Annotated in this window: 21 protein-coding genes and 1 tRNA gene; 18 read left to right on the top strand and 4 right to left on the bottom strand. The window is 50.3% G+C overall.

Going from position 1 to position 25,467, the window contains the following annotated elements; translation table 11 throughout:
* Positions 1-100 precede the first annotated feature (100 nt).
* Positions 101-700 (bottom strand): Yip1 family protein, encoded by a 600-nt coding sequence (locus BGK46_RS14915; protein WP_069590572.1) that lies wholly within the window; start codon positions 698-700, stop codon positions 101-103.
* Positions 701-1,236: 536 nt separating this feature from the next.
* Between BGK46_RS14915 and BGK46_RS14910 the strand changes: the two genes are divergently transcribed.
* From BGK46_RS14910 to BGK46_RS14895, 4 genes are all read left to right on the top strand, one after another.
* Positions 1,237-2,292, top strand: a complete 1,056-nt coding sequence (locus tag BGK46_RS14910; protein WP_069590571.1) for a response regulator — start codon at positions 1,237-1,239, stop codon at positions 2,290-2,292.
* Between the two features lie 131 nt (positions 2,293-2,423).
* A complete protein-coding gene (rfaH, locus tag BGK46_RS14905; RefSeq protein ID WP_069590569.1) occupies positions 2,424-2,921 on the top strand; it encodes a transcription/translation regulatory transformer protein RfaH in 498 nt (165 codons plus the stop codon).
* A 60-nt stretch (positions 2,922-2,981) separates the two neighbouring features.
* Positions 2,982-4,202, top strand: coding sequence for a response regulator (locus BGK46_RS14900; protein ID WP_254659699.1), 1,221 nt, complete (start codon positions 2,982-2,984; stop codon positions 4,200-4,202).
* Positions 4,203-4,417: 215 nt separating this feature from the next.
* Positions 4,418-5,665, top strand: a complete 1,248-nt coding sequence (locus tag BGK46_RS14895; protein WP_069590567.1) for a response regulator — start codon at positions 4,418-4,420, stop codon at positions 5,663-5,665.
* Between the two features lie 38 nt (positions 5,666-5,703).
* Here the strand turns inward: BGK46_RS14895 and folD are convergent, their stop codons facing one another.
* Positions 5,704-6,561: a bifunctional methylenetetrahydrofolate dehydrogenase/methenyltetrahydrofolate cyclohydrolase FolD gene (folD, locus tag BGK46_RS14890; protein WP_069590564.1), complete on the bottom strand. Its 858-nt coding sequence runs from the start codon at positions 6,559-6,561 to the stop codon at positions 5,704-5,706.
* A 296-nt stretch (positions 6,562-6,857) separates the two neighbouring features.
* On the opposite strand from folD, the gene BGK46_RS14885 reads away from it, so the two are divergent.
* From BGK46_RS14885 to BGK46_RS14840, 10 genes are all read left to right on the top strand, one after another.
* A tRNA-Arg gene (locus BGK46_RS14885) sits at positions 6,858-6,934 on the top strand.
* A 345-nt stretch (positions 6,935-7,279) separates the two neighbouring features.
* Positions 7,280-8,584 (top strand): trigger factor, encoded by a 1,305-nt coding sequence (gene tig, locus BGK46_RS14880; RefSeq protein WP_069590562.1) that lies wholly within the window; start codon positions 7,280-7,282, stop codon positions 8,582-8,584.
* Positions 8,585-8,862: 278 nt separating this feature from the next.
* The gene (gene clpP / locus BGK46_RS14875) at positions 8,863-9,486 is read left to right on the top strand and encodes an ATP-dependent Clp endopeptidase proteolytic subunit ClpP (protein WP_069590560.1); all 624 of its coding nucleotides are present in this window, start codon (positions 8,863-8,865) and stop codon (positions 9,484-9,486) included.
* A 257-nt stretch (positions 9,487-9,743) separates the two neighbouring features.
* The gene (gene clpX, locus BGK46_RS14870) at positions 9,744-11,021 is read left to right on the top strand and encodes an ATP-dependent protease ATP-binding subunit ClpX (protein WP_069590558.1); all 1,278 of its coding nucleotides are present in this window, start codon (positions 9,744-9,746) and stop codon (positions 11,019-11,021) included.
* Between the two features lie 144 nt (positions 11,022-11,165).
* Positions 11,166-13,538 carry an endopeptidase La gene (lon, locus tag BGK46_RS14865; RefSeq protein ID WP_069590556.1) on the top strand — a complete coding sequence of 791 codons (2,373 nt, stop codon included), beginning with the start codon at positions 11,166-11,168 and terminating at the stop codon, positions 13,536-13,538.
* Positions 13,539-13,726: 188 nt separating this feature from the next.
* Entirely contained in the window at positions 13,727-13,999 is a 273-nt protein-coding gene (hupB, locus tag BGK46_RS14860; protein WP_069590554.1) for a nucleoid-associated protein HU-beta, read from the top strand.
* 168 nt (positions 14,000-14,167) lie between these two features.
* Positions 14,168-16,048, top strand: coding sequence for a peptidylprolyl isomerase (gene ppiD, locus BGK46_RS14855; protein ID WP_069590553.1), 1,881 nt, complete (start codon positions 14,168-14,170; stop codon positions 16,046-16,048).
* 170 nt (positions 16,049-16,218) lie between these two features.
* A complete protein-coding gene (locus tag BGK46_RS14850) occupies positions 16,219-16,521 on the top strand; it encodes a ComEA family DNA-binding protein (RefSeq protein WP_175418668.1) in 303 nt (100 codons plus the stop codon).
* A 108-nt stretch (positions 16,522-16,629) separates the two neighbouring features.
* A complete protein-coding gene (yfbR, locus tag BGK46_RS14845) occupies positions 16,630-17,232 on the top strand; it encodes a 5'-deoxynucleotidase (protein ID WP_069590549.1) in 603 nt (200 codons plus the stop codon).
* The gene (locus BGK46_RS14840; RefSeq protein ID WP_069590547.1) at positions 17,222-18,577 is read left to right on the top strand and encodes an anti-phage deoxyguanosine triphosphatase; all 1,356 of its coding nucleotides are present in this window, start codon (positions 17,222-17,224) and stop codon (positions 18,575-18,577) included. Before yfbR ends, BGK46_RS14840 begins: the two co-directional genes overlap by 11 nt.
* Here the strand turns inward: BGK46_RS14840 and BGK46_RS14835 are convergent.
* Together BGK46_RS14835 and BGK46_RS14830 are read right to left on the bottom strand one after the other, a co-directional pair.
* Complete coding sequence (locus BGK46_RS14835) at positions 18,574-19,197, bottom strand: tRNA-uridine aminocarboxypropyltransferase (RefSeq protein ID WP_069590545.1); 624 nt, start codon at positions 19,195-19,197, stop codon at positions 18,574-18,576. The two genes, BGK46_RS14840 and BGK46_RS14835, sit on opposite strands and share 4 nt — an antisense overlap.
* 65 nt (positions 19,198-19,262) lie before the next feature.
* Entirely contained in the window at positions 19,263-20,495 is a 1,233-nt protein-coding gene (locus tag BGK46_RS14830; protein ID WP_069590543.1) for a pyridoxal phosphate-dependent aminotransferase, read from the bottom strand.
* 267 nt (positions 20,496-20,762) lie between these two features.
* Between BGK46_RS14830 and BGK46_RS14825 the strand changes: the two genes are divergently transcribed.
* The 4 genes from BGK46_RS14825 to menB are packed head-to-tail and all read left to right on the top strand — an operon-like array spanning position 20,763 to position 25,466.
* Entirely contained in the window at positions 20,763-22,064 is a 1,302-nt protein-coding gene (locus BGK46_RS14825) for an isochorismate synthase (protein ID WP_069590575.1), read from the top strand.
* A complete protein-coding gene (menD, locus tag BGK46_RS14820; RefSeq protein WP_069590542.1) occupies positions 22,061-23,785 on the top strand; it encodes a 2-succinyl-5-enolpyruvyl-6-hydroxy-3-cyclohexene-1-carboxylic-acid synthase in 1,725 nt (574 codons plus the stop codon). Before BGK46_RS14825 ends, menD begins: the two co-directional genes overlap by 4 nt.
* Positions 23,778-24,587 (top strand): 2-succinyl-6-hydroxy-2,4-cyclohexadiene-1-carboxylate synthase, encoded by an 810-nt coding sequence (gene menH, locus BGK46_RS14815; RefSeq protein ID WP_069590539.1) that lies wholly within the window; start codon positions 23,778-23,780, stop codon positions 24,585-24,587. The genes menD and menH overlap by 8 nt, the downstream gene beginning before the upstream one ends.
* Before the next feature lie 12 nt (positions 24,588-24,599).
* Entirely contained in the window at positions 24,600-25,466 is an 867-nt protein-coding gene (gene menB / locus BGK46_RS14810) for a 1,4-dihydroxy-2-naphthoyl-CoA synthase (protein WP_069590537.1), read from the top strand.
* The last annotated feature ends 1 nt before the right edge of the window (position 25,467 follow it).

Genomic DNA, 25,467 nt, shown 5'->3' with positions numbered 1-25,467 from the left:
GGTTCGTCAGCAATCTGAAAGCCGCATCGATGCGGCTTTCTTATCTTTGTTGGCCCGCGCCAACGCTTTGGGCTCGGGGGGTCCAGAACACAGTGGTACGCTAGTGCGTAAATACAGGCCCAATTCCAACGTTCCACAGAATCACCGACGATGCCAATATGGCGACCAGTAACACTAAACCACAAGTGACGACTGAACTTGCGTAGATAAAGCCGCGCTCTTCGGGGATCTCCATAAGAATGGGCACACCGGTGTAGAGTAAATATACCGAGTAGGCGATACCAATCAGCCCGACGATCATCACAAACCATACAACCGGATATAGGGTTGCCAGTCCAACCATAAAGATTGGCGTCGCGGTGTACGCTGCCAGCTCCAAGCATTGGGTGTAAGTGGGAGCGGAGCCAAAGGTTCGACTCATCCACAACGTGAGGTAGGCAAGCGCACACACACCACCAATGAGTGCTAGATACATCGCACTGGCGATAAACAGTGCGCTTTGTGCAGTGAGAAAGATCGGTTCTCCTACCCCGATTTTCCAGCCGATATTTACACTGGAGTAATAAGCACAAACTGGCGGAATCAGCGCCAATAACAGCGCATGACCAATACTGTGTGATGCGCCTTCATGGCGCTCACCAATGGTCTTCCATTCTTTTTTCGGGTGCGTATACAACCCGATAAGATGACTCAAAATCATAGCTACCCCCACATATCCTTCCTGAATCCGTGCAAGCGCCACCACAAAAAAGGTTGCCCTGTTTGAGACTGTCCATGCACTGTGATTAACCGACGCCAATTTACTTTACATACAGTTAACATCTAGTCGGAAAGGGTTGAATATGCAAGTATTCGCACTGTAGAGCAGATAAGGTGCGCTACACCTGTAAGCACGAGACAGGCAAAAAGTGTGGGTGCTGTCTATAAACGCAGACAATCAATGTGCGTTGTGTGATGGCTCCCATGTTTCAGATAGACTTTTTGCCGTGTTAATACCGAGTAGCGTACTGTGATAGAGTAATTGATTTGCAAGCCTTTTTTATGCTGCCAACCATTGGCTTGAGTGAGATGTCTAGCAAAGTGGTAATAAAAACTCCATTTTAAACAGCTGTTTATATTCCTTTATCGATTTAATTATCATTATTATCGTCCCGAGAGTTTGAGTTCAACTATTCTTATCGGGTAATGTCGAATGGGAGACAGCCGCTGCTTTGCAGTCCTGGAGGAGAGAGCATCGTGTTGCATAATAAAGAAATTTTGATCGTCGAAGACGATCCCGTGTTTAGCCGTATGATCGCATCCTTTCTTGAGCGTGAAGGTGCAACAGTGCGTGAGGTTGAAAACGGATTAGAGGGGCTGCAAGCGCTTCGTCAATCCATTCCAGACTTACTGATTAGCGATTTATCCATGCCGGTGATGACTGGCCTTGAATTTGTTGAAGAAGTAAGTGTGGAATACCCAATGTTGCCGATGATCGTCATTTCAGGCACGGGAGGTATGGCGGATGTTGCCCAAGCATTACGGTTTGGCGTGAAAGATTTTCTGATTAAACCGATTGAAGATATCAATGTGGTCAAAAAGGCGATCGAGACAGTGATCGATGATGCCAACGATGATGTGCACGCCAATGACGACTTCAGTCAGCAGTGGTTCAAAGTGTGTGAAGATGCTGACCGCGGTGCCTCTGAGAATGAACTCAAGTGGCATTTGGATGCCCTGAAGCATAATCCGGGCAGTGCGCGAGAGCTATTAATGGGGCTCATGCCTGAGCCAGACTCTCAACAGGGTGCGTGGCGCTTGTCCTATCATTCGCTCCAATCGGCCGACGCGAATCCGATCGTGCTCGATTACACTTGGCTGATGGGAGGAAAAATGGCTTTTTATGTTGTCGATTCTGCCTCGGCCGGAGAGGATGGAACGGCAACAACATTAATGATCCGGGCATTCTTTAATGAGTTTGTACGGACCCAAGATGTCAATGAGCGTGGTTTTCTCACCTTGGTAAAACGAATCGAAGATGCAATTCGGGCTTCTTCGTATGCATCCCCCATCCGTGCCATGTTTGGGGTATTGAACACCGCCGACAATCAGCTAGAGATCTTTCCGGCGGGACTGACCGCGACGGTTGATAGTTGTGGCACAACCAGTTTATTGCATAGCGCGCACTGGTTAGGGAAAGATGCCATTCACAGTCAGTTCCAATATGTTGATATGGGGGCGGGCGATGCACGTGTGTCACTAAGCGAAGTTGGGCTTAACAGCTTTAGTGTTGATATCCAAAGAATTGCATAAAAATAGTGCGGGAGCCTCGGTATAATGGGGCTTTCGCCTTGCTGCGTTGTGTGAACATCCGTATACTCATGTCGCTGTGCTGCTATGATTAAATGGCGTAATGCGAAAGCCGATCTCAAGGACAGAACGACATGAAGCATTGGTATCTGCTCTACTGTAAACGCGCGGAACAACAACGCGCTGAGCAAAACTTAAAGCGCCAAGGCGTAGACTGTTATTATCCCATCGTCACGGTTGAGAAGCTTCGCCGTGGTAAGTGCCAGCAAGTTGAAGAGCCCCTTTTCCCTAATTATGTGTTTGCTCACTTCGATCCTGAAGAGGTGCAATACACGTCCGTCCGCTCAACGCGAGGCGTGGTCGACTTTGTTCGCCAAGGCGCGCATCCTATTCGAGTTGACCAATCGCTTATCCAGCAGCTTATGATCATGGAAGATAGCGACGAGCAGCGTGACAAGCTTAATGATGGCTTTAAACCCGGCCAAGCGGTCACGATCCAAGCGGGACAATTTGAAGGGGCGGAAGCGATTTTTAAGGAAAAAGACGGTGAGATGCGTTCCATTTTGCTGATCAAAATTCTCAACAAGCAAACGGAGTTGCGCGTCGACAATCGTCATGTCAGAGCTGTCTAATCCACGCCGAGCATGACTGCTACACTGTCTATCTGAGGACACGAGATAGCGGGGGAGTGTGTGGAAAAGGTGCTGATCGTTGAAGACAGCCGCGCTTTTCGGATGTTGGTCGAGTATGAAGCTCGTCAGCATGGCTTAGCGACCGTAGCGGTGGCCTGTATGGCCGATGCAGAAGTGGTTCTGAATCAAGACATCGATTTTTTGTGCGCGGTTCTCGACTATAACCTGCCTGATGCGCAACACGGTGAGGTAATTGATCTTTGTCTTGCCAATCATTTAAAAGTCATTGTCTTGACGGCTTCTCAAACGGAAACCATTCGCAAGCAAGTGCTTGCTAAGCCGGTGATTGACTATATACCGAAAGACAGCAGCCATTGTGTGCAGGCAGTCTGCCAACTGCTGTTGCGATTATCGCGCAATAAAGATCACCAAGTGCTCATTGTCGACGACTCTCCCTCAGTACGAAAACATGTTGCGGCCACGCTTGAACGCCAATATCTCAAAGTCCATGAAGCCAATGACGGTGAGCAAGCGCTATCTATGTTATCGATGGCGTCTGGAATTACCTTGGTCATTACTGATTATGCGATGCCGAACATGGATGGGATTGCCTTGGTCCATCAGATCAGAAAGCACCATGAAGGCGCCATGCTCGCAATCATCGGGCTATCTGGCCATCATGATGATACTCTGACGACCCGTTTCCTTAAGGCGGGCGCGAATGACTATTTACAAAAGCCATTTAATCAAGAAGAGTTCTATTGCCGCGTGCACTCTTGCCTAAACGCGATCGATAGCGAGCGGCGTTTATTTACATTAGCCAATACCGACTTTTTAACAGCACTTTGGAATCGACGTTACTTTTTTTCCCAGAGCGAGAAGCTGCCGGATGAGGAGATTAAACATCTAGCCATTATCGATATTGATCACTTCAAGCGCATCAATGACCAGTATGGACATCATGTTGGCGATGAGGTGTTGTCTCACGTAGCTGCAACGCTAAGTGCACACTTCGAGAATGATCTAGTCGCGCGGCTAGGTGGGGAAGAATTTTGTGTCTTATCGACCCGAGAGCAGTCTACCTTTCAACAGGCGTTAGAGCGCTATCGACAAGAGCAAGCGGACGTCATCATTCCTGTTTCTGGATTTGAAATAACGGTCACTGTCAGTATTGGTGTTGTCTCTGCGCAAGGTGGGATTGAAGCCATGTTGCATGATGCGGACCGAGGTTTGTATCAAGCCAAAGAAATGGGGCGTAATTGCCTGATCGCACTATCGTAATAAAGCTGACAGCCTGACTTTTAAAGCAGACAATCTGGGCGTTTTTTCGGCACAAACAATCGTCTCTGTCCCCTCATTGGCACAAAAATGTCTCAATGTTGAGATTTGCCATCATATTTAACATTCAACCTCTTGATTAAGCGTAACCTTGGCCGCTTCTTGCCCAAATTGCGCATTTCTCGCGCACAACTTATGCCAGATATGGTGCTTTGCTTATGGAATACAAAGTGTTGGTTGTGGAAGATAGCCGACCTTTCAGACGGTTACTTGAAACTGAAATCCGTAAAGCCGGTTATATTCCCTGTATTGCAAGTTCGATCGCACAAGCAGAAACGATTTTAAATCAAGAAACAGATTTTCTTTGCGCGATACTGGATTATTGTTTGCCCGACGGTCAGGACGGTGAAATCATTGATGTGTGCTTGTCACTCGATATCAAAGTCATTGTATTAACGGCCATGATGGATGCACGTACGCGGGAGCGTGTGCTGGCGAAAACTGTGATTGATTACATCCCCAAAGACAGCCCAGCTTGTGTCTCATCAATTGCACCGTTGCTGCATCGCCTCGAGAAAAACCAGCAGCATCATGTATTGGTGGTGGATGACTCGCTGACCTCGCGTCGTTATGTGCGCAGCTTACTGGAGCGCCAGTATCTAAATGTGATGGATGCGCAAGATGGGCAGGAAGCACTTGCGATGGTGCGTGCCGATCCGCGAATTTCATTAGTGATCACCGACTTCACTATGCCAAAAATGGATGGGGTTCAACTGGTCAAGGCACTCCGTCAGCACAAAGTCGATGGCCAGCTTGCCATTATTGGTTTATCCGGCGATGACGATCCAAGTTTGACGGCCCGTTTTCTAAAAGCAGGTGCGAACGACTTTCTGGCAAAGCCATTTAACCAAGAGGAATTTTACTGCCGTTTGCACAGCACATTAAATGCGCTGGATACAGAAAGGCGTTTGTTTCATTTGGCAAATACCGACTATTTGACCCAAACCTGGAACCGTCGTTACTTTTTCGAGCATCCTCAAACGCGGAAAAACAATGGCCCACGAGGGCTAGCCTTGATTGACATTGACCACTTTAAAAAAGTGAATGATAGCTTGGGTCATCACATTGGCGATATTGCGCTGATTGAGTTGGCCAAAGTGTTGAATCGTTATTTCCCAGACGCGTTGGTTGCACGATTTGGTGGTGAAGAGTTCTGTGTACTGTACGGTAACAATGACCAAGGCTTTGAGGCCCGCCTAAACGCGATGCGAGAAGAGCTAGCGGCGACAACGTGGACACCTTACGATCAGGCATTTCAATTTACGGTGAGCATTGGCATGGTGCACGGGGATGCGTCTATCCATCAGTTGATCCAGCGTGCTGACCATTGTTTATACCAAGCCAAAGCGAAAGGGCGTAATCAACTCGTTAAAGCATCAGAGCCGCAACCGGCGCTGTTGGTGTAAAAAAGCCGGCGGTCAGCCGGCTTCTTATCATCACACGATTAGGCGTCGTGGTATTGCTCACAGGCCATCAAGGTATTCTCAATCAGTGTTGCCACCGTCATTGGGCCAACACCGCCGGGAACAGGCGTGATATGGCTTGCCTTTTCGTATGCCACGTCATAGTCAATATCACCGATTAGCTGGCCGCTATCCATGCGATTAATTCCTACATCAATCACAATCGCACCGGGCTTAATCCACTCGCCAGGAATAAATTTAGGCTTACCGACGGCGACCACTAACACATCGGCTTGACGAACATGTGCTTCGAGATCTTGGGTAAAACGATGGCAAGTGGTCGTGGTACATCCGGCGAGTAGCAACTCTAGTGTCATCGGACGGCCGACAATGTTTGAGGCACCGACGACAACGGCATGTTTGCCACGCAAAGGTACGTTGTAGCGGTCAAGTAAGGTGATGATCCCTTTTGGGGTACAGGAACGCAGGGTTGGCATACGTTGGCACAAACGGCCCACATTGTAAGGATGGAAGCCGTCGACGTCTTTGTCGGGACGGATACGTTCAAGGACAGAGGTAGCATCAATGCCCGCAGGTAAAGGCAGTTGCACCAAAATACCATCGATGGTGTCGTCATCATTGAGTGTATCGATCAGCGTCAGTAATTCATGCTGAGAGCAGGTTGACGGCAAATCGTAAGAGCGAGAGACAAAGCCCACCTCATCACAGACGCGACGCTTACTGCCCACATAAACCTGTGACGCTGGATCGTCACCCACTAAAATCACGGCAAGCCCGGGCGCACGGCGTCCCGCTTCTTTACGGGCAGCAACACGTGCTGCGACTTCTCGACGCACCGTTTGCGCGATCAGTTTTCCATCAATGATTTGTGCGGCCATAAGTATCCTTTGGCTAAGAGAGCAAAAAACGGGTCGATATTGTGACAAACTTCGGGCGTAAAAGCTATTGCGCAAACGTTTGCTTTTGGTGGTTTGGTGGCAGAGAAACCGTCAAAGTCATTGTGAATCAAAGGTGTTGTGCTAGATATCGCCTTATATTGATTGGAGGAGCTCCACACAACAGGGCTTTTATGCCGCGCGAACTGGCGTGCTTTTGAGCAACTGATTAGACATTTCGGTGAAAACCGTTGACGACGCCTGACCTCGCTTTATAATCCCCGCTGCATATCTATTTTGCGCCCTTAGCTCAGTTGGATAGAGCAACGGCCTTCTAAGCCGTGGGTCACAGGTTCGAATCCTGTAGGGCGTGCCATTTCTTTCGTTCTCGCTAGCGAAGATAATCTCCCGTTTCTGCTCAAAAGCTAACCAAACAGTGCAAAAACACAAAAAGATGTGATCTTGCCCGGTTGAATTGTGAGATATCACCCCAATTTCGATATTGAAACGCCATCGGTCGCCCCTTGTCTCGACTCAGTTGACGGGTGCCGCTATAATAGCGCGTCTTAATTTTCAGTCTCGGATGAGATAGCTCGATACGCCAATTGCGTGTATCCGGATTCGCAGGGGCTATGACGGATTCATAGCTCGGATGATGACACCAGTAAAAACTGGTCAACATCACTCAGTACCCCTGAGTAAATTTGAGGTTAATTTTATAATGCAAGTTACCGTTGAAACCACCGAAGGCCTAAAGCGCCAAATGACCATCACTGTGCCTGCTGCAAACATTGAAGACGCAGTCACGAAAGAGCTACGCAACATTGCTAAAAATCGTCGTTTTGATGGTTTCCGTAAAGGTAAAGTACCTTTGAAAATGGTTTCTCGCATGTATGGCGATGCAGTACGCCAAGACGTGCTGGGCGAGGTAATGCAGCGTCATTTCATCGAAGCCATCATCCAAGAGAAAACTAATCCAGCAGGCGCGCCAACCTTTACACCGGTAGAGAATGAAGCGGGTAAAGATCTGGTATTCAAAGCTGAATTTGAAGTGTACCCAGAAGTTGAACTGCAAGGTTTGGAAGCGATCGAAGTTGAAAAACCACACGCAGAAGTACAAGACAGCGACGTTGAAGAAATGCTGACTACTCTGCGTAAGCAGCAAGCGAACTGGGTTGAAGCTGACGGTGAAGTAAAAGAAGATAGCCGTGTAACGCTAGACTTCACAGGTACCATTGACGGCGAAGAATTCGAAGGCGGTAAAGCGGAAGGCTTCCAGCTAGTCATGGGCCAAGGCCGCATGATCCCTGGTTTCGAAGACGGCTTGGTTGGCAAAAAAGCGGGTGAAGAATTCACTATCGACGTCAACTTCCCAGAAGACTATCACGCTGAGAACCTAAAAGGTAAAGCGGCGCAGTTCGCGATCAAACTTCACACTGTTGAAGCGCAAGAATTACCAGAGCTAACTGAAGAGTTCGTTCAGCGCTTCGGTATTGCGGATGGCAGCGTTGAAGGCCTGAAAGCCGAAGTCCGTAAGAACATGGAACGCGAGCTGAAGCAAGCGATCAAAAACAAGATCAAAGAGCAAGTCCTTGACGGCTTGGTTGAGCAAAACCAAATCGACGTACCGTCTGCCTTGATCGATCAAGAAGTCAATGTTCTGCGTCAGCAAGCGGCTCAACGCTTCGGTGGCAACATGGACAGCGCATCACAACTACCACGTGAGCTGTTTGAAGAACAAGCCAAACGTCGTGTTAGCGTTGGCCTGCTGCTGGGTGAAGTGATCAAAGCAGAAGAGCTAGAAGCAGACGACGAGCGAGTTAAAGCTCTGATCGAAGAAATGGCTTCTGCATACGAAGATCCAGCAGAAGTGGTTGCTTACTACGAAAAAGATCAGAAGCTGATGGAAAACATGCGTAATGTCGCGCTTGAAGAGCAAGCGATCGACGCGCTGTTGGGTAAAGCGAAGGTTTCTGAAGCCAACGTTGGCTTTAGCGATCTGATGAACGCAGCACCACAAGCGTAAAAACGCAATAAAAAACGTGGGTGTTGTCATTGACACCCCGTTCATGTATCTGCATAAAATGGCCCTAATGACTTGTCATTTGGGCCATTTTTTCCGTCTAAGGTTCTATTCGACTGTCCGCCAATCATGCGATAGCGAAGGTAACTTTTGCTTAGAAAATTGTCGATGAATCATCCAGCTGCGATCAACGACATAACATTTTAGTGACCTGTTACAGCGTTTTATGCTAAACCTTGGTTAAGGCGAGAGTTAACGAATTCGATTAGGGATATTACGCTATGAGCAATCAAGATAAACACGCAATGCCCCCCATCATGGATGCTTTGGTTCCCATGGTGGTTGAACAAACATCGCGAGGAGAGCGTTCCTACGATATCTACTCCCGCCTGTTGAAAGAACGCATCATTTTTCTCACTGGTCAGGTAGAAGATCAAATGGCCAACCTGATTGTGGCCCAGATGCTGTTCTTGGAGTCGGAGAATCCAGAAAAAGATATTTATCTGTATATCAACTCTCCAGGTGGTGTGGTGACCGCCGGTATGGCAATTTATGACACCATGCAGTTCATCAAACCGGATGTGAGCACACTGTGTACAGGCCAAGCCTGTTCAATGGGCTCTTTCCTGCTTGCGGGTGGTGCAAAGGGTAAGCGTTATTGCCTACCAAACTCACGCGTGATGATTCACCAACCACTTGGCGGTTTCCAAGGGCAGGCGTCAGATATTGAAATCCATGCCAAAGAAATGATCAAAACCAAGCATCGCCTGAATACCTTGCTGGCAGAGCATACGGGTCAGCCGATGGAGATTATCGAACGTGATACGGACCGCGATAATTTCATGTCTGCTCAAGAAGCGGTGGACTATGGCTTGGTTGACGCCGTACTCAATCAAAGAGATTAAACCAGACGAATACCCTACATGCTTGGCGTGACAGACCACGGCTCGCCGGATTACATCCAAACATGGATGTAATGCTAGAGCGCACGGAATCCGGTATTGTTGCGCCAAGTAGAAAAGGTATACCGCTATGCATTGAAATGAGAGGATAACTTCTCATTCCCACACATGTGAGCGGATGTCGGGTCGGAAAAAGTGGCCGATTTGTTGTAAACTCAACAAAAGGCAACGATGGGCAAACGCCCCAAAGAGGTTAGCGAATGACAGACAAGCGAAAAGACGGTGGAAGCGGCAAGCTGCTTTACTGCTCGTTCTGTGGTAAGAGCCAACATGAAGTTCGCAAGTTAATTGCTGGGCCATCGGTCTACATTTGCGACGAGTGTGTCGACCTATGTAACGACATCATCCGTGAAGAAATCAAAGAAGTGATGCCAAAGCGTGAGGGAGATGCTCTTCCTACGCCGCGTGAAATCCGCGAGCATCTGGATGATTATGTTATCGGCCAAGAGCAAGCCAAAAAGGTACTGTCGGTTGCCGTGTACAACCACTACAAACGCTTGCGAAATGGCGATAAAAGCGCCGACGGCGTTGAACTTGGCAAAAGTAATATCTTGCTGATAGGCCCGACGGGTAGTGGTAAAACCCTACTGGCTGAGACGCTTGCGCGTTTCCTGGATGTACCATTTACCATGGCGGATGCCACCACATTGACCGAAGCGGGTTATGTCGGTGAAGACGTCGAAAACATTATCCAAAAGCTGCTGCAAAAGTGTGACTATGATGTCGCCAAAGCAGAGCGCGGTATTGTATATATTGATGAGATTGACAAAATCTCACGCAAATCCGATAACCCATCGATCACGCGAGACGTATCGGGTGAGGGTGTGCAGCAAGCCCTACTGAAATTGGTAGAAGGGACAGTCGCATCGGTTCCACCTCAAGGTGGCCGCAAGCATCCACAACAAGAGTTCTTGCAAGTTGATACCTCGAAAATCCTCTTTATCTGTGGCGGTGCATTCGCTGGGTTGGATAAAGTGGTTGAGCAGCGTGTCGATAAGGGGTCTGGCATCGGTTTTGGTGCAGAAGTCCGAGGTGCAAGCGACAAGTCAGCAGACGAGTTTTTCGGTAAAGTTGAACCAGAAGATCTGGTTAAATACGGCTTGATCCCTGAGTTTATCGGCCGTTTACCGGTCACAGCGGTACTTAAAGAACTGGACGAGCATGCGCTTGTACAGATTTTGCGAGAGCCGAAAAACGCGCTAACCAAGCAATACAGTGCATTGCTAGAGTTAGACGGGGTTGAACTTGAGTTCCGTGATGACGCGCTTCGTGCCATCGCTAAGAAAGCCATGGAACGCAAGACAGGTGCTCGCGGTCTACGCTCAATCGTAGAAGCTGTGTTGTTGGATACCATGTACGACTTGCCATCGAGTAAAGAGGTAAGCAAGGTGGTGATTGACGAATCAGTGATCCGTGGTGAGTCAGCGCCGCTATTGATATATGAACACGCTGATAGCCAAGCAGCTGGTGGTGAATAACCGCGAGTATTGCGTGTAACCTTATCAGTGGTAAAAGAAAAGGGAGTGATTGCTCCCTTTTTTATTTTCTGGCGGTGGAGCCGTTGAAACCTGTCCAACAGTCCCCATATACTCTTAATCAGATTGAACGGAAGAGAGAAGCATATGAACTTGGAGCGTTCCGAGCGCATTGAAATTCCGGTGCTGCCACTTCGGGATGTGGTGGTTTATCCTCACATGGTGATACCACTCTTTGTGGGAAGGGAGAAATCGATCCGCTGTTTAGAAGCGGCGATGGACAATGACAAACAAATTCTGTTGGTGGCGCAAAAAGATGCCGCCACCGATGACCCGAGCATCTCTGACTTGTACACCGTTGGTACGGTGGCGACGATCCTTCAGCTTCTTAAACTTCCGGATGGTACGGTTAAGGTGCTGGTTGAGGGGATGCAACGTGCACGTATCGACCAGTTTAGCGAAGACGACTTCTTTACAGCGGAAGCCGAGTATCTCACCACGCCAGCCATGGACGAACGTGAGCAAGAGGTATTGGTTCGCACTGCGATCAGCCAATTTGAAGGCTTTATCAAGCTGAATAAGAAAATCCCACCGGAAGTGTTAACGTCACTGAATGGGATTGAAGAAGCTGCTCGCTTAGCTGATACCATCGCGGCTCACATGCCGTTAAAACTGCAAGATAAGCAAAAAGTTCTCGAAATTATCGACATCGCTGAGCGCCTTGAATACTTGATGACCATGATGGAGTCAGAAATTGACTTGCTGCAGGTCGAAAAGCGTATTCGTGGCCGCGTGAAAAAGCAGATGGAGAAAAGCCAGCGCGAGTACTACCTCAATGAGCAGATGAAAGCCATCCAAAAAGAGTTGGGTGAGCTGGATGATGCTCCCGATGAGTTTGAAGCGCTGAAGCAGAAAATCGAAGAATCTAAAATGCCGCAAGAAGCTCGAGAAAAAACCGAGCAAGAATTGCAGAAGCTGAAGATGATGTCGCCAATGTCGGCAGAAGCGACCGTTGTGCGCAGCTATATCGATTGGATGATCAGTGTGCCTTGGACCAAGCGTTCTAAGGTGAAAAAGGATCTCGCCAAAGCTGAAGAAGTACTCAATGCCGATCATTATGGCTTGGAGCGCGTTAAAGACCGTATCCTTGAGTACCTCGCAGTGCAAAACCGAATGAACAAGCTCAAGGGCCCCATCTTGTGCTTGGTTGGTCCTCCGGGGGTAGGTAAAACCTCTCTGGGACAGTCGATTGCACGCGCCACTGGGCGTAAATATACCCGTATGGCGTTGGGTGGAGTGCGTGATGAAGCGGAAATCCGTGGTCACCGCCGCACCTACATAGGGTCGCTACCGGGTAAATTGATCCAGAAAATGGCGAAAGTGGGGGTTCGCAACCCGCTGTTCTTGCTCGATGAAATCGACAAGATGTCATCGGATATGCGTGGTGATCCGTCTTCGGCATTGCTTGAAGTTCTCGATCCTGAGCAAAACAACGCCTTTAACGACCACTATCTGGAAGTGGATTACGACCTGTCAGACACCATGTTTGTGGCAACGTCGAACTCCATGAATATTCCTGGCCCGTTATTGGATCGGATGGAAGTTATTCGTTTGTCTGGCTACACAGAAGACGAAAAACTGAATATCGCTAAACGTCACTTGATTGACAAGCAAGTGAAGCGCAATGGCTTGAAGCCTCACGAGATCACCATCGAAGACTCTGCCATTATCGGCATTATTCGTTACTACACGCGCGAAGCGGGCGTGCGTAACCTCGAGCGTGAAATCTCGAAGCTGTGTCGTAAAACCGTGAAAGAGATCTTGTTGGATAAAGATCTTAAAGCGGTCACGGTCACCGCGGATAACCTGAAAGATTACTTGGGTGTGCGCCGCTTTGACTACGGTAAAGCCGATGAGCAAAACCGAATTGGTCAGGTGACAGGGCTTGCGTGGACCGAAGTGGGCGGCGACCTACTGACCATAGAGACTGAATCGATGCCGGGCAAAGGCAAACTCACCCACACAGGGTCGTTGGGTGATGTGATGCAAGAATCTGTGCAGGCAGCCATGACAGTTGTGCGTAGCCGTGCAGATAAGCTGGGCATTAATAGCGACTTTTACGAAAAACGTGACATTCACGTGCACGTTCCTGAAGGGGCAACGCCTAAAGACGGCCCGAGCGCAGGTATCGCTATGTGTACGGCGCTGGTGTCGAGCTTGACCGGTAACCCAGTCCGTTCTGACGTAGCAATGACGGGTGAGATTACTCTACGCGGCGAAGTGCTGCCCATCGGCGGCTTAAAAGAGAAACTGTTGGCGGCACGTCGTGGTGGCATCAAAACTGTGGTGATCCCAAAAGAGAATGAACGGGATCTTGAGGACATTCCTGACAATGTGAAAGAAGAAATCGACATTCATCCCGTGCGTTGGATTGATGAGGTTTTGACCATTGCGTTGGAAAATAATCCACTCGGTATTGAGCTAGTTAAGCCCGAAAAGAGTGACATGCAGCAAAATTAAGCAACGTAAAACGCTGACAGACCGCAAAAGGCTTGTCAGCGTTTTTTTTGCTAGCTAACGTTAATTCGAAGCCTTGGCCTGCATGGGGTGGGCAAGGAAGCTTTCAACGTCTTTCGTCGATAAAGCGTCTTTTATTAATACCGCAAAAGAATGGGATTTGCGGAGAAGTATTGTAAGGGGATGAAAAAGTGAATAAGTCGCAACTGATTGATCAAATCGCAGAGGGTGCCGATATTTCTAAAGCGTCGGCGGGCCGTGCACTGGATGCCTTCGTAGAAGCGGTTTCTGATACGCTGAAGTCGGGTGACCAAGTTGCTCTGGTTGGCTTTGGTACCTTCTCTGTACGTGAACGTGCAGCGCGTACTGGCCGTAACCCGCAAACCGGTGCAGAGATTCAAATTGCTGCTGCCAAAGTACCTGGCTTCAAAGCAGGTAAAGCACTGAAAGACGCCGTGAACTAATCACAGCGTGAGCCATTGCCGAATTATTCAAGTTTGACTGGGTGTTAGAGCTGCAAAGCCAATAACAACCGCGTATAATCCGGCAAGAAGAGCGTAAAGGCGCATCATTCGATGCGCCTTTTTAGTTGATAAACCACCAGCCCAAATCAGTTGGAGTACCGGCCAGTTATGATGGAACGTATACGCGAAGGCACCAACAGCCTTGCGGTGAAGATCATTTTAAGCCTTATTATCTTTTCCTTTGCTTTTGCCGGGGTCGGCAGCTATCTGGCAGGGGGTTCCAACCCGCCCGCGGCAACGGTAGGCGATAAAGAAATTAGTCGTGCACAGCTTGAGCGTGCATACCAAAACGAACGCGCGCGCATGCAGCAGCAAGCCGGTGAGCTGTTCAATCAACTTCTGGGTGATCCTGAGTATGTGAAGCGTTTTCGCCAAAACATTCTCGACCGGATGGTTGACGATCTCCTGCTTGAACATGAAGCCAGTGAACTCGGGTTACGCGTCAGTGACGCGCAAGTTAAAGATGCCATTCGTGCGATGCCACAATTCCGTCAAGGCGGACAATTCAACAATGAGCGTTATCAAGCCGCATTGCGCCAGACTGGGTTAAGCGCGGATGAGTTTGCCAACTATGTACGGACTGACTTAGTCCGTCAGCAGCTGCTTACGGCGTTGCAAGCCTCTGAATTTGTGCTGCCAAGTGAACTGGAAAGCCTTTACCGTCTAGAAGCGCAAAGCCGTGAAGTGCGTACTATCACGCTGCCGGTGGATGCATTTGCTGCCAAGGTTTCTTTGTCAGACGAAGAGCTTGAAGCTTACTATCAAGCCAATCAAGACGACTATGTGCAACCTCGCATGGTAAAAGTGGCGTATGTGGAGTTAACCGGTGAAGGGCTGGCTGACGATATCCAAGTCACTGACGAAGACATTGCCGCTTACTATCAAGAAAACCAATCGCAGTATGGGTCTCAAGAGCGTCGCAAAGTCAGTCATATTCTGATTGAAGGGACTGGTGACGACGCCAAAGCTCGTGCTGAGGCAGCACTTGAGCGCTTGAACCAAGGCGAAGACTTTAGTGAACTGGCACAGCAAGTCTCTGATGATACTTACAGTGCCGAACAAGGTGGATCTCTGGATTGGATTGAGCCCGGTGTGATGGATCCTGCGTTTGAAAAAGCGGCGTATGCGCTAGCCAACAAGGGTGACTATAGCCAAGTAGTAAAATCAGACTTTGGCTATCACATCATTCGTCTGGATGACATTGATGCTGCGGATATCACGCCACTGAGTGAGGTGAAAGACGATATTCGCGTTGCGCTGCAACAAGAGCGCGCGGCGGATCGTTTCTACGCTCAATCAACGAAGCTCGCCGAAGTCGCGTTTGAAGATGCCAATGGTCTTGAGCCAGCTGCTGCTGCAATCAATGGTAAGGTACAAATCACTGACTTCTTTGCCCCAGAGCAAGCGCAAGGGGTAATGGCACGTCCAGAAGTGCAACAAGCGCTGGACAGCTACGACGTTCGTGAAAATGGCCTGAACTCGGAACTGATAGAGCTTTCGGGTGAGCATGCCATTGTTGTCCGCTTGGATGATGTCAAACCTGAGAAACAACTGAGCTTTGATGAAGTGAAGGATCAGGTGGCACAGACCTTGGCCGCACAAAAAGGGCAGCAGCAAGCCCAAGAGCAAGCAGACGCTTTGCTGACACAGCTTGAAGCCAATGGTGCTCTGACTGACAGTGAATATACATTCAGCGAGCCACAAACCTTAAACCGCGTTGCTCAACAACGTGCGATTTCAGATCTGGCCTTTACCTTACCTAAGCCGGAAGCGGATACCTCGAGCTACGGGGTGACCACTGATGAGCAAGGTAATGTGGTGGTTGTGGCACTGGATAAAGTGATTGAGCCAGAGGTGCCTGAAATTAGCCCGCAAAGCCAAATGGCAGCCCGTGTTGCCCGTGCGATGAGCAATATGTCTTTATCAGCTACCTTGGAAGAGCTACGTAACCAAGTGGATGTCAGTTACGCGGACTCAGACAGCCAATAAGCAGATAATGGCTCACCGCGAGAGTTAGATGTCTCTCGCAGTAAAGTGTGCGAAACAACAAAAACGGCGTAGGACTTTTGTCCTGCGTCGTTTTTCTTTTTTTGAGCACATGCAAGGCTTGTAGGAGTGGCGTAGGTTGAGAGCGAAAATTAATCAACAGAGGATATCTGATGAAACAGCTACTCACTTGCCTAATGTTTGCTCTCTCTTTGGTCTTGGCACCCACGGCGTGGAGCGCGGATGACAGCGCGACCCCTGAGGTGGCTCAAGCGCAGACCATACAGGTCAACATCAATACCGCAGATGCTAAAACCCTCGCCGAAAAGTTAGAGGGCGTGGGGCCATCAAAAGCCGCCGCGATCATCGAATATCGCGATGATCACGGCGCTTTTCGCGCACCGGATGATTTGATTAAGGTTAAAGGGATTGGGAGCGCGACGCTAAAGAAAAACCGGGATCGTATCAAAGTCTAAGTGACCCCCACGCGCAAAGGTTTTGCACAACCTTTGCGCGAATAAGGCTTGAGTCTTTGCCTGCCAAGACACACAATGACTCCATAACCGTCAATGTAGCAGGATGCGATGACTCAAAAACAAAGCCACTTTTTTGCCCACCTCGCGCGGATGAAGCTGATTTATCGTTGGCCGCTAATGCGCAATGTTTCCGCAGAAAACATCTCAGAGCACAGTTTACAAGTTGCCTTTGTGGCACATGCACTCGCGCTTATCAATAACAAGCGGTTTGGCGGCCATTATCAGCCTGATCGGATCGCGGTGTTAGCCATGTTTCATGACTGCAGTGAAGTGATTACCGGAGATTTGCCGACGCCGGTGAAGTACTTCAATCCTTCTATCGCGACCGAATATAAAAAGATCGAGAAAATGGCGGAGCAAAAACTGATTGCGATGTTACCGCCGGAGCTGCAAGACGATTACCGAAGCCTGATTGATTCAGACACGATCGATGCAGATGATTATTTGCTAGTCAAGCAAGCCGACACGCTATGTGCTTACCTCAAGTGTTTGGAAGAGATTGCGGCTGGCAATCATGAGTTTGAGCAGGCTAAAAAGCGTTTAGAGACGGCGATGGAAAAGCGCCGTTCGCCAGCGACCGATTACTTTATGGCGACGTTTGTTCATAGTTTTACCTTATCGCTCGATGAGATCAGTGACGATGGACTTTAATCTTCCTGATGCGTGGCAAGCGCGTCGCATGCGCAATGAAAATAAAAAGCGACGCAATGATAAACGCTCAGTCTATCAGCGCGATAGAGCGCGCATTTTACACTCGGCGGCCTTTCGCCGCCTGCAAGCGAAAACGCAGGTGTTGGGGGCTGAACACAGTGATTTTTATCGCACTCGACTCACGCATTCATTGGAAGTGTCCCAAATTGGTACTGGGATTGTCGCGCAACTGAAAGAAAAGCAGCCGACCTTTCGAGCGCTGTTGCCTTCAACCGGACTGATGGAAAGTTTGTGTCTAGCGCATGATATTGGTCATCCGCCCTATGGCCACGGTGGCGAGATCGCACTGAATTACATGATGCGTGAAGAGGGTGGGTTTGAAGGCAATGCCCAAACGTTCCGTATTGTCACCTTGCTAGAGCCTTATACTCAGCATCATGGTATGAACTTAGCGCGACGAACCTTATTGGGAGTGATGAAGTATCCTGCCTTAATCAGTGCTGCTCATAACGGACAATCACCTACGCCGGTGACGGACTTTCGGCACTTGAAGGCGCGCGATTGGCAACCTGCTAAGGGCATTTATGATCATGATAGTGCACGGCGCGATTGGGTCCTCGAACCATTATGTGACGCGGATAAAGCCCTCTTTTTAACCTTTCGTGATAACCAGCCTGATGGCGAACACCGCAAAACCCGCTTTAAATCTTTAGATTGCTCCATCATGGAGCTGGCGGACGACATCGCTTATGGCGTTCATGATCTTGAAGATGCGATAGTGATGGGCTTAGTGAACCGAGAACAGTGGCAAGAAGCGGTTGCCAGTGTGCTCGCCGAGTGTGGCGATCCATGGTTAGAAAGCCATATTGGGGAGCTGAGTGAGCAGATGTTCGGCCCTCCTTATGAGCGCAAAGATGCGATTGGCGCGCTGGTGAATACCTTGCTCACGTCGGTTGAGATTGCGCCCACCGTGCAAGATGGCGCACAGTGCTTTCAATCACCGTTACTGGCGTGGAATGCGTTTTTGCCGGATGTGATGGCAGGTGTACTGGAGACACTGAAACGCTTTGTCAGTGACTTTGTGGTTAAACAGCCAGAACTTCAGGTGGTGGAGTACAAAGGGCAACAATTGGTGATGGAGCTTTTTGATGCGTTTGCCTCCGACCCGGAACGTCTCCTGCCCAAAGATTACCGGCAAGATTGGCTGATAGCGCAACAGGCGGGTGAGTCAGGAATGCGTGTCATTGCGGATTATTTGTCGTCGATGACCGACAGTTTTGCCCAGAAGCTGCACAGCACCATGTTTACCGCCGCCAGCAATGGTCCGCTTTATGCGATTCGCTAGTCGTCCTGCCCGCCGGATGGCGTGCGTGATGCCGGCATAAATGCCAGTTGGCGCGCGATCATGGCCTCAAAGCTTGCGAGTAATGGCTGATAATGCTCACTGTTACCACTGAGTTCGCTAAGCGCGGCAAATCCGGCTTCTAGGGTAGACAAGGCGCCCGGCTTACGGCTTTTACGTATCCTGTATTGGCTCGATGGCATGGTGTTGATGGTGGCGGTGGGTAAATCATGCAAGTTGGTTGAAAGCTGATACATCTTGTAGGCTTTTTTCCATGTCCCGTCGAGTAAAATGATCCCCCACGGCGGCTGCTTGTCGTTCTCATCCAATGACTCGGTCAGTGATGAAAGTGAGCAAGCGTGCTCGCCCGGATACAAGACGGCATAGCGTCGCTCCGATTGCGCGAGTGCATCGTTAAGCGCGGCATGTTGGCTGAAATCCTCGCCCACCCAACACTGGCAATTATCCAGCGCAAGCGCGAGCAAACAAGCACTGTTCTTAGGGTGTGAGACCTCATCGGGATGCTGCAGAATAATCACGGGAATGGTATTGGTCAGCGGTGTGACGGCATCGCACACACAAATCGCTTTCGCTTTATGACAAGACGCGCAGTATCGAGACATGATGATCGCTGGTTGAGAACGGAATCAAGCAGCGTTTTACCGCTGCTTGATGAAAAACGCAAGTATCACGTAGCCACGGTCGTGACCTGGCTGTAGCCCGAGAGGAAGCGTTCAAAGCGGCTAATAGCCATTTCTAAGTCATCCACGCGAGGCAAGGTGACAATCCGAAAGTGATCCGGTTTGGGCCAGTTAAAGCCGGTGCCTTGTACCATCAAGACTTTTTCTTGCAATAAAAAGTCGAGCATCATCTTTTCGTCATTGTGAATGTTGTAGCGCTTAGTATCGATCTTCGGGAACAGATAGAGCGCTCCTTTAGGCTTTTTACAGCTCACACCAGGGATTTGATTAATCAGCTCGTACGCCTTATCGCGCTGTTCTAATAAACGGCCACCGGGAAGAATTAACTCGTTAATACTTTGATAACCGCCCAATGCCGTTTGGATGGCATGCTGCATCGGCACATTGGCGCAAAGGCGCATCGAAGCCAGCATTTCCAAGCCTTCAATGTAGCCCCGAGCGTGCTGTTTGGGACCAGTGACCAGCATCCAGCCAGAACGAAAGCCGCAGACTCGATAGGCTTTTGACAAGCCGTTAAAAGTTAAACACAACACATCAGGGGCCAAGGTGGCGATAGAATGATGCTGCGCGCCGTCATAAAGGATCTTGTCGTAGATTTCGTCGGCAAAAATAATCAGATTGTGCTGGCGGGCTATCTCAACCACCTGCAGCAAAAAGTCGCGACTGTATACCGCACCCGTTGGATTGTTCGGGTTAATGAGCACGATGCCGCGTGTTTTAGCCGAGATCTTCGCCTTGATATCATCAAGATCTGGATACCAGTCCGATTCTTCATCACACAAGTAGTGCACCGGCTTGCCACCCGACAGTGACACCGCCGCGGTCCATAGCGGATAGTCCGGGGACGGCACCAATAACTCATCGCCATTATTGAGCAAGGCTTGCATCGCCATCACGATAAGCTCTGAAGCACCATTACCCAAATACACGTCTTCAACATCTAAGTCCATCAAACCGCGTTTTTGATAGTGCTGAACCACCGCCTTACGCGCGGAATAAAGGCCTTTTGAATCGCAGTAACCTTGTGAGGTGGGAAGGTTACGGATCACATCGACCAAAATCTCATCTGGCGCATCAAAGCCAAAAGGCGCAGGGTTGCCGATATTGAGTTTTAAAATGCGGTGGCCTTCTTCTTCAAGCCGTTTGGCTTCTTTCATCACTGGGCCACGGATGTCGTAACAGACGTCATCCAGCTTGGCGGACATCCCGATGTGTTGCATTGACTTTCCTGTTTAGTAAAAGGTGAATATTGTTATTAGGCTTTTTTGGTAACTTACACTATTCGCGGTCTGATTCGAAAGAGATAAACGAATAAAGTTTTACCGGTGGCTGTCGGGCAAAAAATCGACCAAGTTCGACAGAAGACTGATCTAGCGCATGTTTATCCCCGCAGGGGACAGGTAGACTGACAAGCATTAATTACGTGCTACATAAAGCCGTACACGATTTGCGAATAGGACTGCCGCCCGATGCGGTTGGAGGATGTCGTGACTACCCTGATTCAAGCGGCCAATCAGTTACAGAGCCAGTTGGCAATATGCCAAGCCCCCGCTCTGTTACAAGCAGACTTTGACTGGCCGAGTAACCTTTCCCCGATTGCTTGGCTGGATGCCCAACCTGTCTTTCCTAAAATGTATTGGCAGTCGCGCGATGGCCGCGAAGAGGCATTGGTGTTAGGGGCGTGCCACCGTTTTTCTCAGCTACATGAAGCGCAAGCTTCACTCACGCCACAGCAGCGAATTTGGGGATGTGTGGCGTTTGATGATGGCGCTGGGGATGGTGATTTTTTCCTGCCGGTCGTCGAGTTGATCCGCCGCGATGCCCATTGGCAGCTCTCTGTTAATGTGCAGGCGGGTGTGGATAGCCAAGCGATATTAAGCCAAGTGATCTGGTTGGGGCGGCCATTGGCCCCCATGCAGAGTCAAGTCAAACACGAAAACCATACCCCGACGTATCAGGGGTGGTGTCAATCGGTGACCACGGCGTTGGAGAAGATGGCATCGACATCGCTTAAAAAAGTGGTTTTAGCGCGACAAACACGGTTGACGTTGGATACTCCCATTAGCGCCGGCCAGTTACTCAGTCACAGCCAGCAGCATAATGCAGAAAGCTTCCACTTTTTATTTGCGACTAGCGAGCAAGATGCATTTCTTGGCTCGACGCCCGAACGCTTGTATCGGCGCCGCGATTGTCGTGTCAGTACCGAAGCGGTCGCGGGGACCGTCAAGCGTGGCGCGACCTTCAGCGATGATCACCAATTAGGTGAGTGGTTGCTACACGACAATAAAAATATTCACGAAAACCAATTAGTGGTTGACGATATCTTGGCGGGAATACGCCGTCATGCACTCACGGTAACTGCCGATCCTGCTCCGCACTTAATGGTATTGCGTCATTTACAACATTTGCGCCGCCGCATCAGTGCGATTGTCGGCCCCGGTGTGGACGATACGGTATTGTTAAGCGCCCTTCAGCCTACCGCCGCTGTCGCGGGGTTGCCGCGTGATTTGGCGCGCGCATTTCTTGCTCAACATGGCATTGTTCGCGGACGCTACAGTGGAGCGGTGGGGTATATCTCACAGCGTGAAAGCCAGTTTTGCGTTGCTATTCGCAGTGCGCAGCTTTCAGGCCATACCATTGATCTCTATGCAGGGGCAGGCATTGTGCCAGGCTCAGATCCGGATACCGAATGGCAGGAGCTGGATAATAAACTCACGACCTTGCGCCAATGTTTACCGGATGCTCCAGTGCCCCTCTCAGCCGAAAGAATGACAGGAGTGTGCGGATGACGCTGGCGCTCACCCACACATGGGCTGAAGTGATTATTGACGAGCTTACGCGACTGGGCGTGCAGCACATATGTATTGCGCCGGGTTCTCGCTCTACACCGCTCACGCTCGCTGCTGTAAAGCAAAGCCAGCATCCGCGACGCGGTGTCACTTTGCACAGCCACTTTGACGAGCGCGGATTAGGCTACTTAGCGCTAGGGCTGGCAAAAGCGCATGCGTGTCCGGTTGCGGTGGTTGTCACCTCTGGCACCGCGGTGGCGAATCTTCTCCCTGCGGTGGCGGAAAGCCGCTTAACCGGCGAACCTTTGGTGATCTTATCGGCCGACCGACCGTTTGAATTGGTTGACTGTGGTGCCAATCAAGCCATTGAGCAGCCCCGCTTGTTTTCTTCCCATGTCACGCAAACGCTCTCGCTCCCAGCCCCTGAGACCGCGATGCCCTTGTCAGCACTCCTGAGCAAGATTGATCATCTGATGGCTCAGCAGGCCCAGCATGGTGGCAGTGTACATATCAACTGCCCGTTTCGAGAACCTTTCTATGGCGAGCGTGACCGAACGACTGAGCAATCATTGCGGGCAGGATTGGGACAATGGCTTACTGATGACAAGCCGTATGTGAGCATGATGCCAACCAGAACGCAGTGGCAGATGCCTGCCTCTTGGCAACATCTCGCGTCGCAAAGCAGCAAGGTGGTATTGATTGCTGGTGCGCTGCCGGCCAACGTAGGTGCTCAGGTGGCGCGGTTGGCAAGCGTCCTCGATGCGGTGGTGCTGGCCGACCCACAATCCGGCGTCAAAAGCACGGCGCCGGGGCATGATTTGTGGCTCAACGCGCCCAGCGTTCGCGCGCTATTGGATGAGGCCGAGTGGGTCATTCAACTCGGTGGTCGTTTGGTGTCCAAACGGTTAGGGCAGTGGCTGGCCAACATAGAAGTGCCGTACTGGCTGATCACCGATCGGGAACAAGCGCTCGATCCTGCTCATCGGTCCAGTGAATACATACGGTTTATGCCCCAGCAATGGGAGGAAGGTCTAGACGCGTTATCGGATGCGCTCACTCAGCTGCAACGACCAGTAAGCGGCTGGGCGCAGGCGGTGACCACAGCGGCACAGATACAACAGCAACACGCGTACGCAAAGGTGGAAGACAGCCTATCCGAACATCGCCTTTTTCAGTCTATGACTAAGTGGCTGCCCTCAGAGTGTGATGTGTTTTTAGGCAATAGTTTGACGATTCGCTTAGCCGATATTTGGAGTGAGCTGAGTGATTATCGCGTATACGCCAATCGGGGGGCGTCGGGTATTGATGGCTTACTCGCAAGTGCCGCAGGCGTGCAGCGAGTGAATCAGCACCCGATGCTGGTGGTGTTGGGAGATACCAGCGCCTTGTATGATTTAAATAGTTTAGCGCTATGGCGTCATGCACCGGCCCCCGCGGTTATTTTGATCCTTAATAACGACGGCGGTGGGATTTTCGATATGTTACCGGTTGAGCCATCTCTGCGAGATGCTTACTACCGCATGCCGCATGGCTTGGGCTTTGAACCGGCAGCAACTATGTTTGGCTTGCCTTACCACCAGCCCAAAGACGTAGTGAGTTTAAGCGAAACCTTGCGAGGGGCGTTACAGTCACCCGGCGCAGAGGTCATCGAAGTTAATACACCGGCAGGCGAGGCGGGAAGTGTACTGAACCGTTTATTGGCGGAGGTTGCGCATGGCTAGTCGACTCACCTATCGCCAAGGTGGAGATCCCAATGGGCCGCGGGTAGTGTTCTTACATGGGTTACTGGGTTGCGGCGACGATTGGCAAGCCGTAACTGCTGCGCTCTCCCATTGTCACTGGTTATGCCTTGATTTACCCGGACACGGCGAGAGCTGGACACAGCAATGTCAGCATTTTGACGATGTGTGTGACACCATTTTGACAACTAGTGAGCAGGTATGGGGGCGGCAGCCAGCGCTATTGGTCGGCTACTCCCTCGGTGCGCGTTTAGCGATGCATTGCGCTACCTACGCACCCACTCGCTGGTCTGGCGTGTTGTTAGAAGGCGGTCATCCGGGACTTGCCGATAACGAGGCCCGTCAGCAGCGACTTGCACATGATAAGCAATGGGCCACACGCTTTCGTCATCAGCCGTTAGACGCGGTGCTAGACGATTGGTATCGCCAGCCTGTCTTTCAATCTCTTGATGAATCTGCCCGTTGCGCGATGGTCCAACGGCGCTTATCGAATCACGGTTCGGCCGTAGCGGGTACCTTATTGGCGACGTCGCTAGGCCATCAAGCCGACTTACGCAGTGCGCTTAAACACTGTTTTCAACACGGGCTCGTCATTGACTACCTTTGTGGTGAGCACGATAAAAAATTCCATGCACTTGCCAAACACTTGCATCAAACCACTGGGATTGGTGTCACGGTGATCCCTGAAGCGGGTCACAACTGTCACCAATCAAATCCACAAGGCTTTGTACACGCATTACTCGCAAGTGCAGCTTTTCAGGGCGTTGCCCCAACCAACCTATAAAGGGGAGATCCTATGGCTATTACGCCGGGTATAACCGAACAAGAACTGTATGCACCCATTGAATGGGTAGAGGCTGATCAGACATTCAGCGACATTCTTTATCATAAATCGGCAGACGGTATTGCGCGTATTACGATTAATCGCCCCCAAGTTCGCAATGCCTTTCGTCCCCAAACTGTCAAAGAAATGATGCAAGCGCTTGCTGATGCCCGTTACGACAGTGATGTAGGAGTGATCATCTTGACCGGTTTAGGCGAAAAAGCCTTTTGTTCAGGAGGCGATCAATCCATCCGTGGTGACTACGGCGGCTATCAAGACGACGAAGGCACCCATCATCTTAATGTGCTGGACTTTCAGCGTCAGATCCGTACCTGTCCAAAGCCTGTGATTGCTGCCGTGGCCGGTTATGCTGTGGGTGGGGGTCACGTGCTACATATGATGTGCGATCTGACCATCGCGGCCGATAACGCCCAATTCGGCCAAACCGGGCCCAAAGTGGGCAGCTTTGATGGTGGCTGGGGCGCCTCGTACATGGCTCGCATTGTGGGTCAAAAGAAAGCGCGTGAAATTTGGTTCCTATGTCGGTTCTATAACGCGCAAGAAGCGTTGGATATGGGACTAGTAAACACCGTGGTGCCACTTGCCGACTTGGAGCGCGAAACCGTGCGCTGGTGTCGTGAAGTGCTGCAGCACAGCCCGATGGCACTGCGTTGCTTAAAAGCTGCGTTGAATGCTGACTGTGACGGACAAGCTGGGTTGCAGGAGTTGGCAGGGAACGCAACCATGATGTTCTATATGACCGAAGAAGGGCAAGAAGGGCGCAATGCGTTCAACGAGAAGCGCCGTCCGGCGTTCAATCGTTTCCCACGCAATCCATGAG

Source organism: Salinivibrio sp. SS2 (genome assembly GCF_001722075.1).
Lineage (GTDB): Bacteria > Pseudomonadota > Gammaproteobacteria > Enterobacterales > Vibrionaceae > Salinivibrio > Salinivibrio proteolyticus.
Note: the sequence above shows the minus strand (reverse complement) of the source record. Positions and strands in the feature narration are given on the sequence as shown.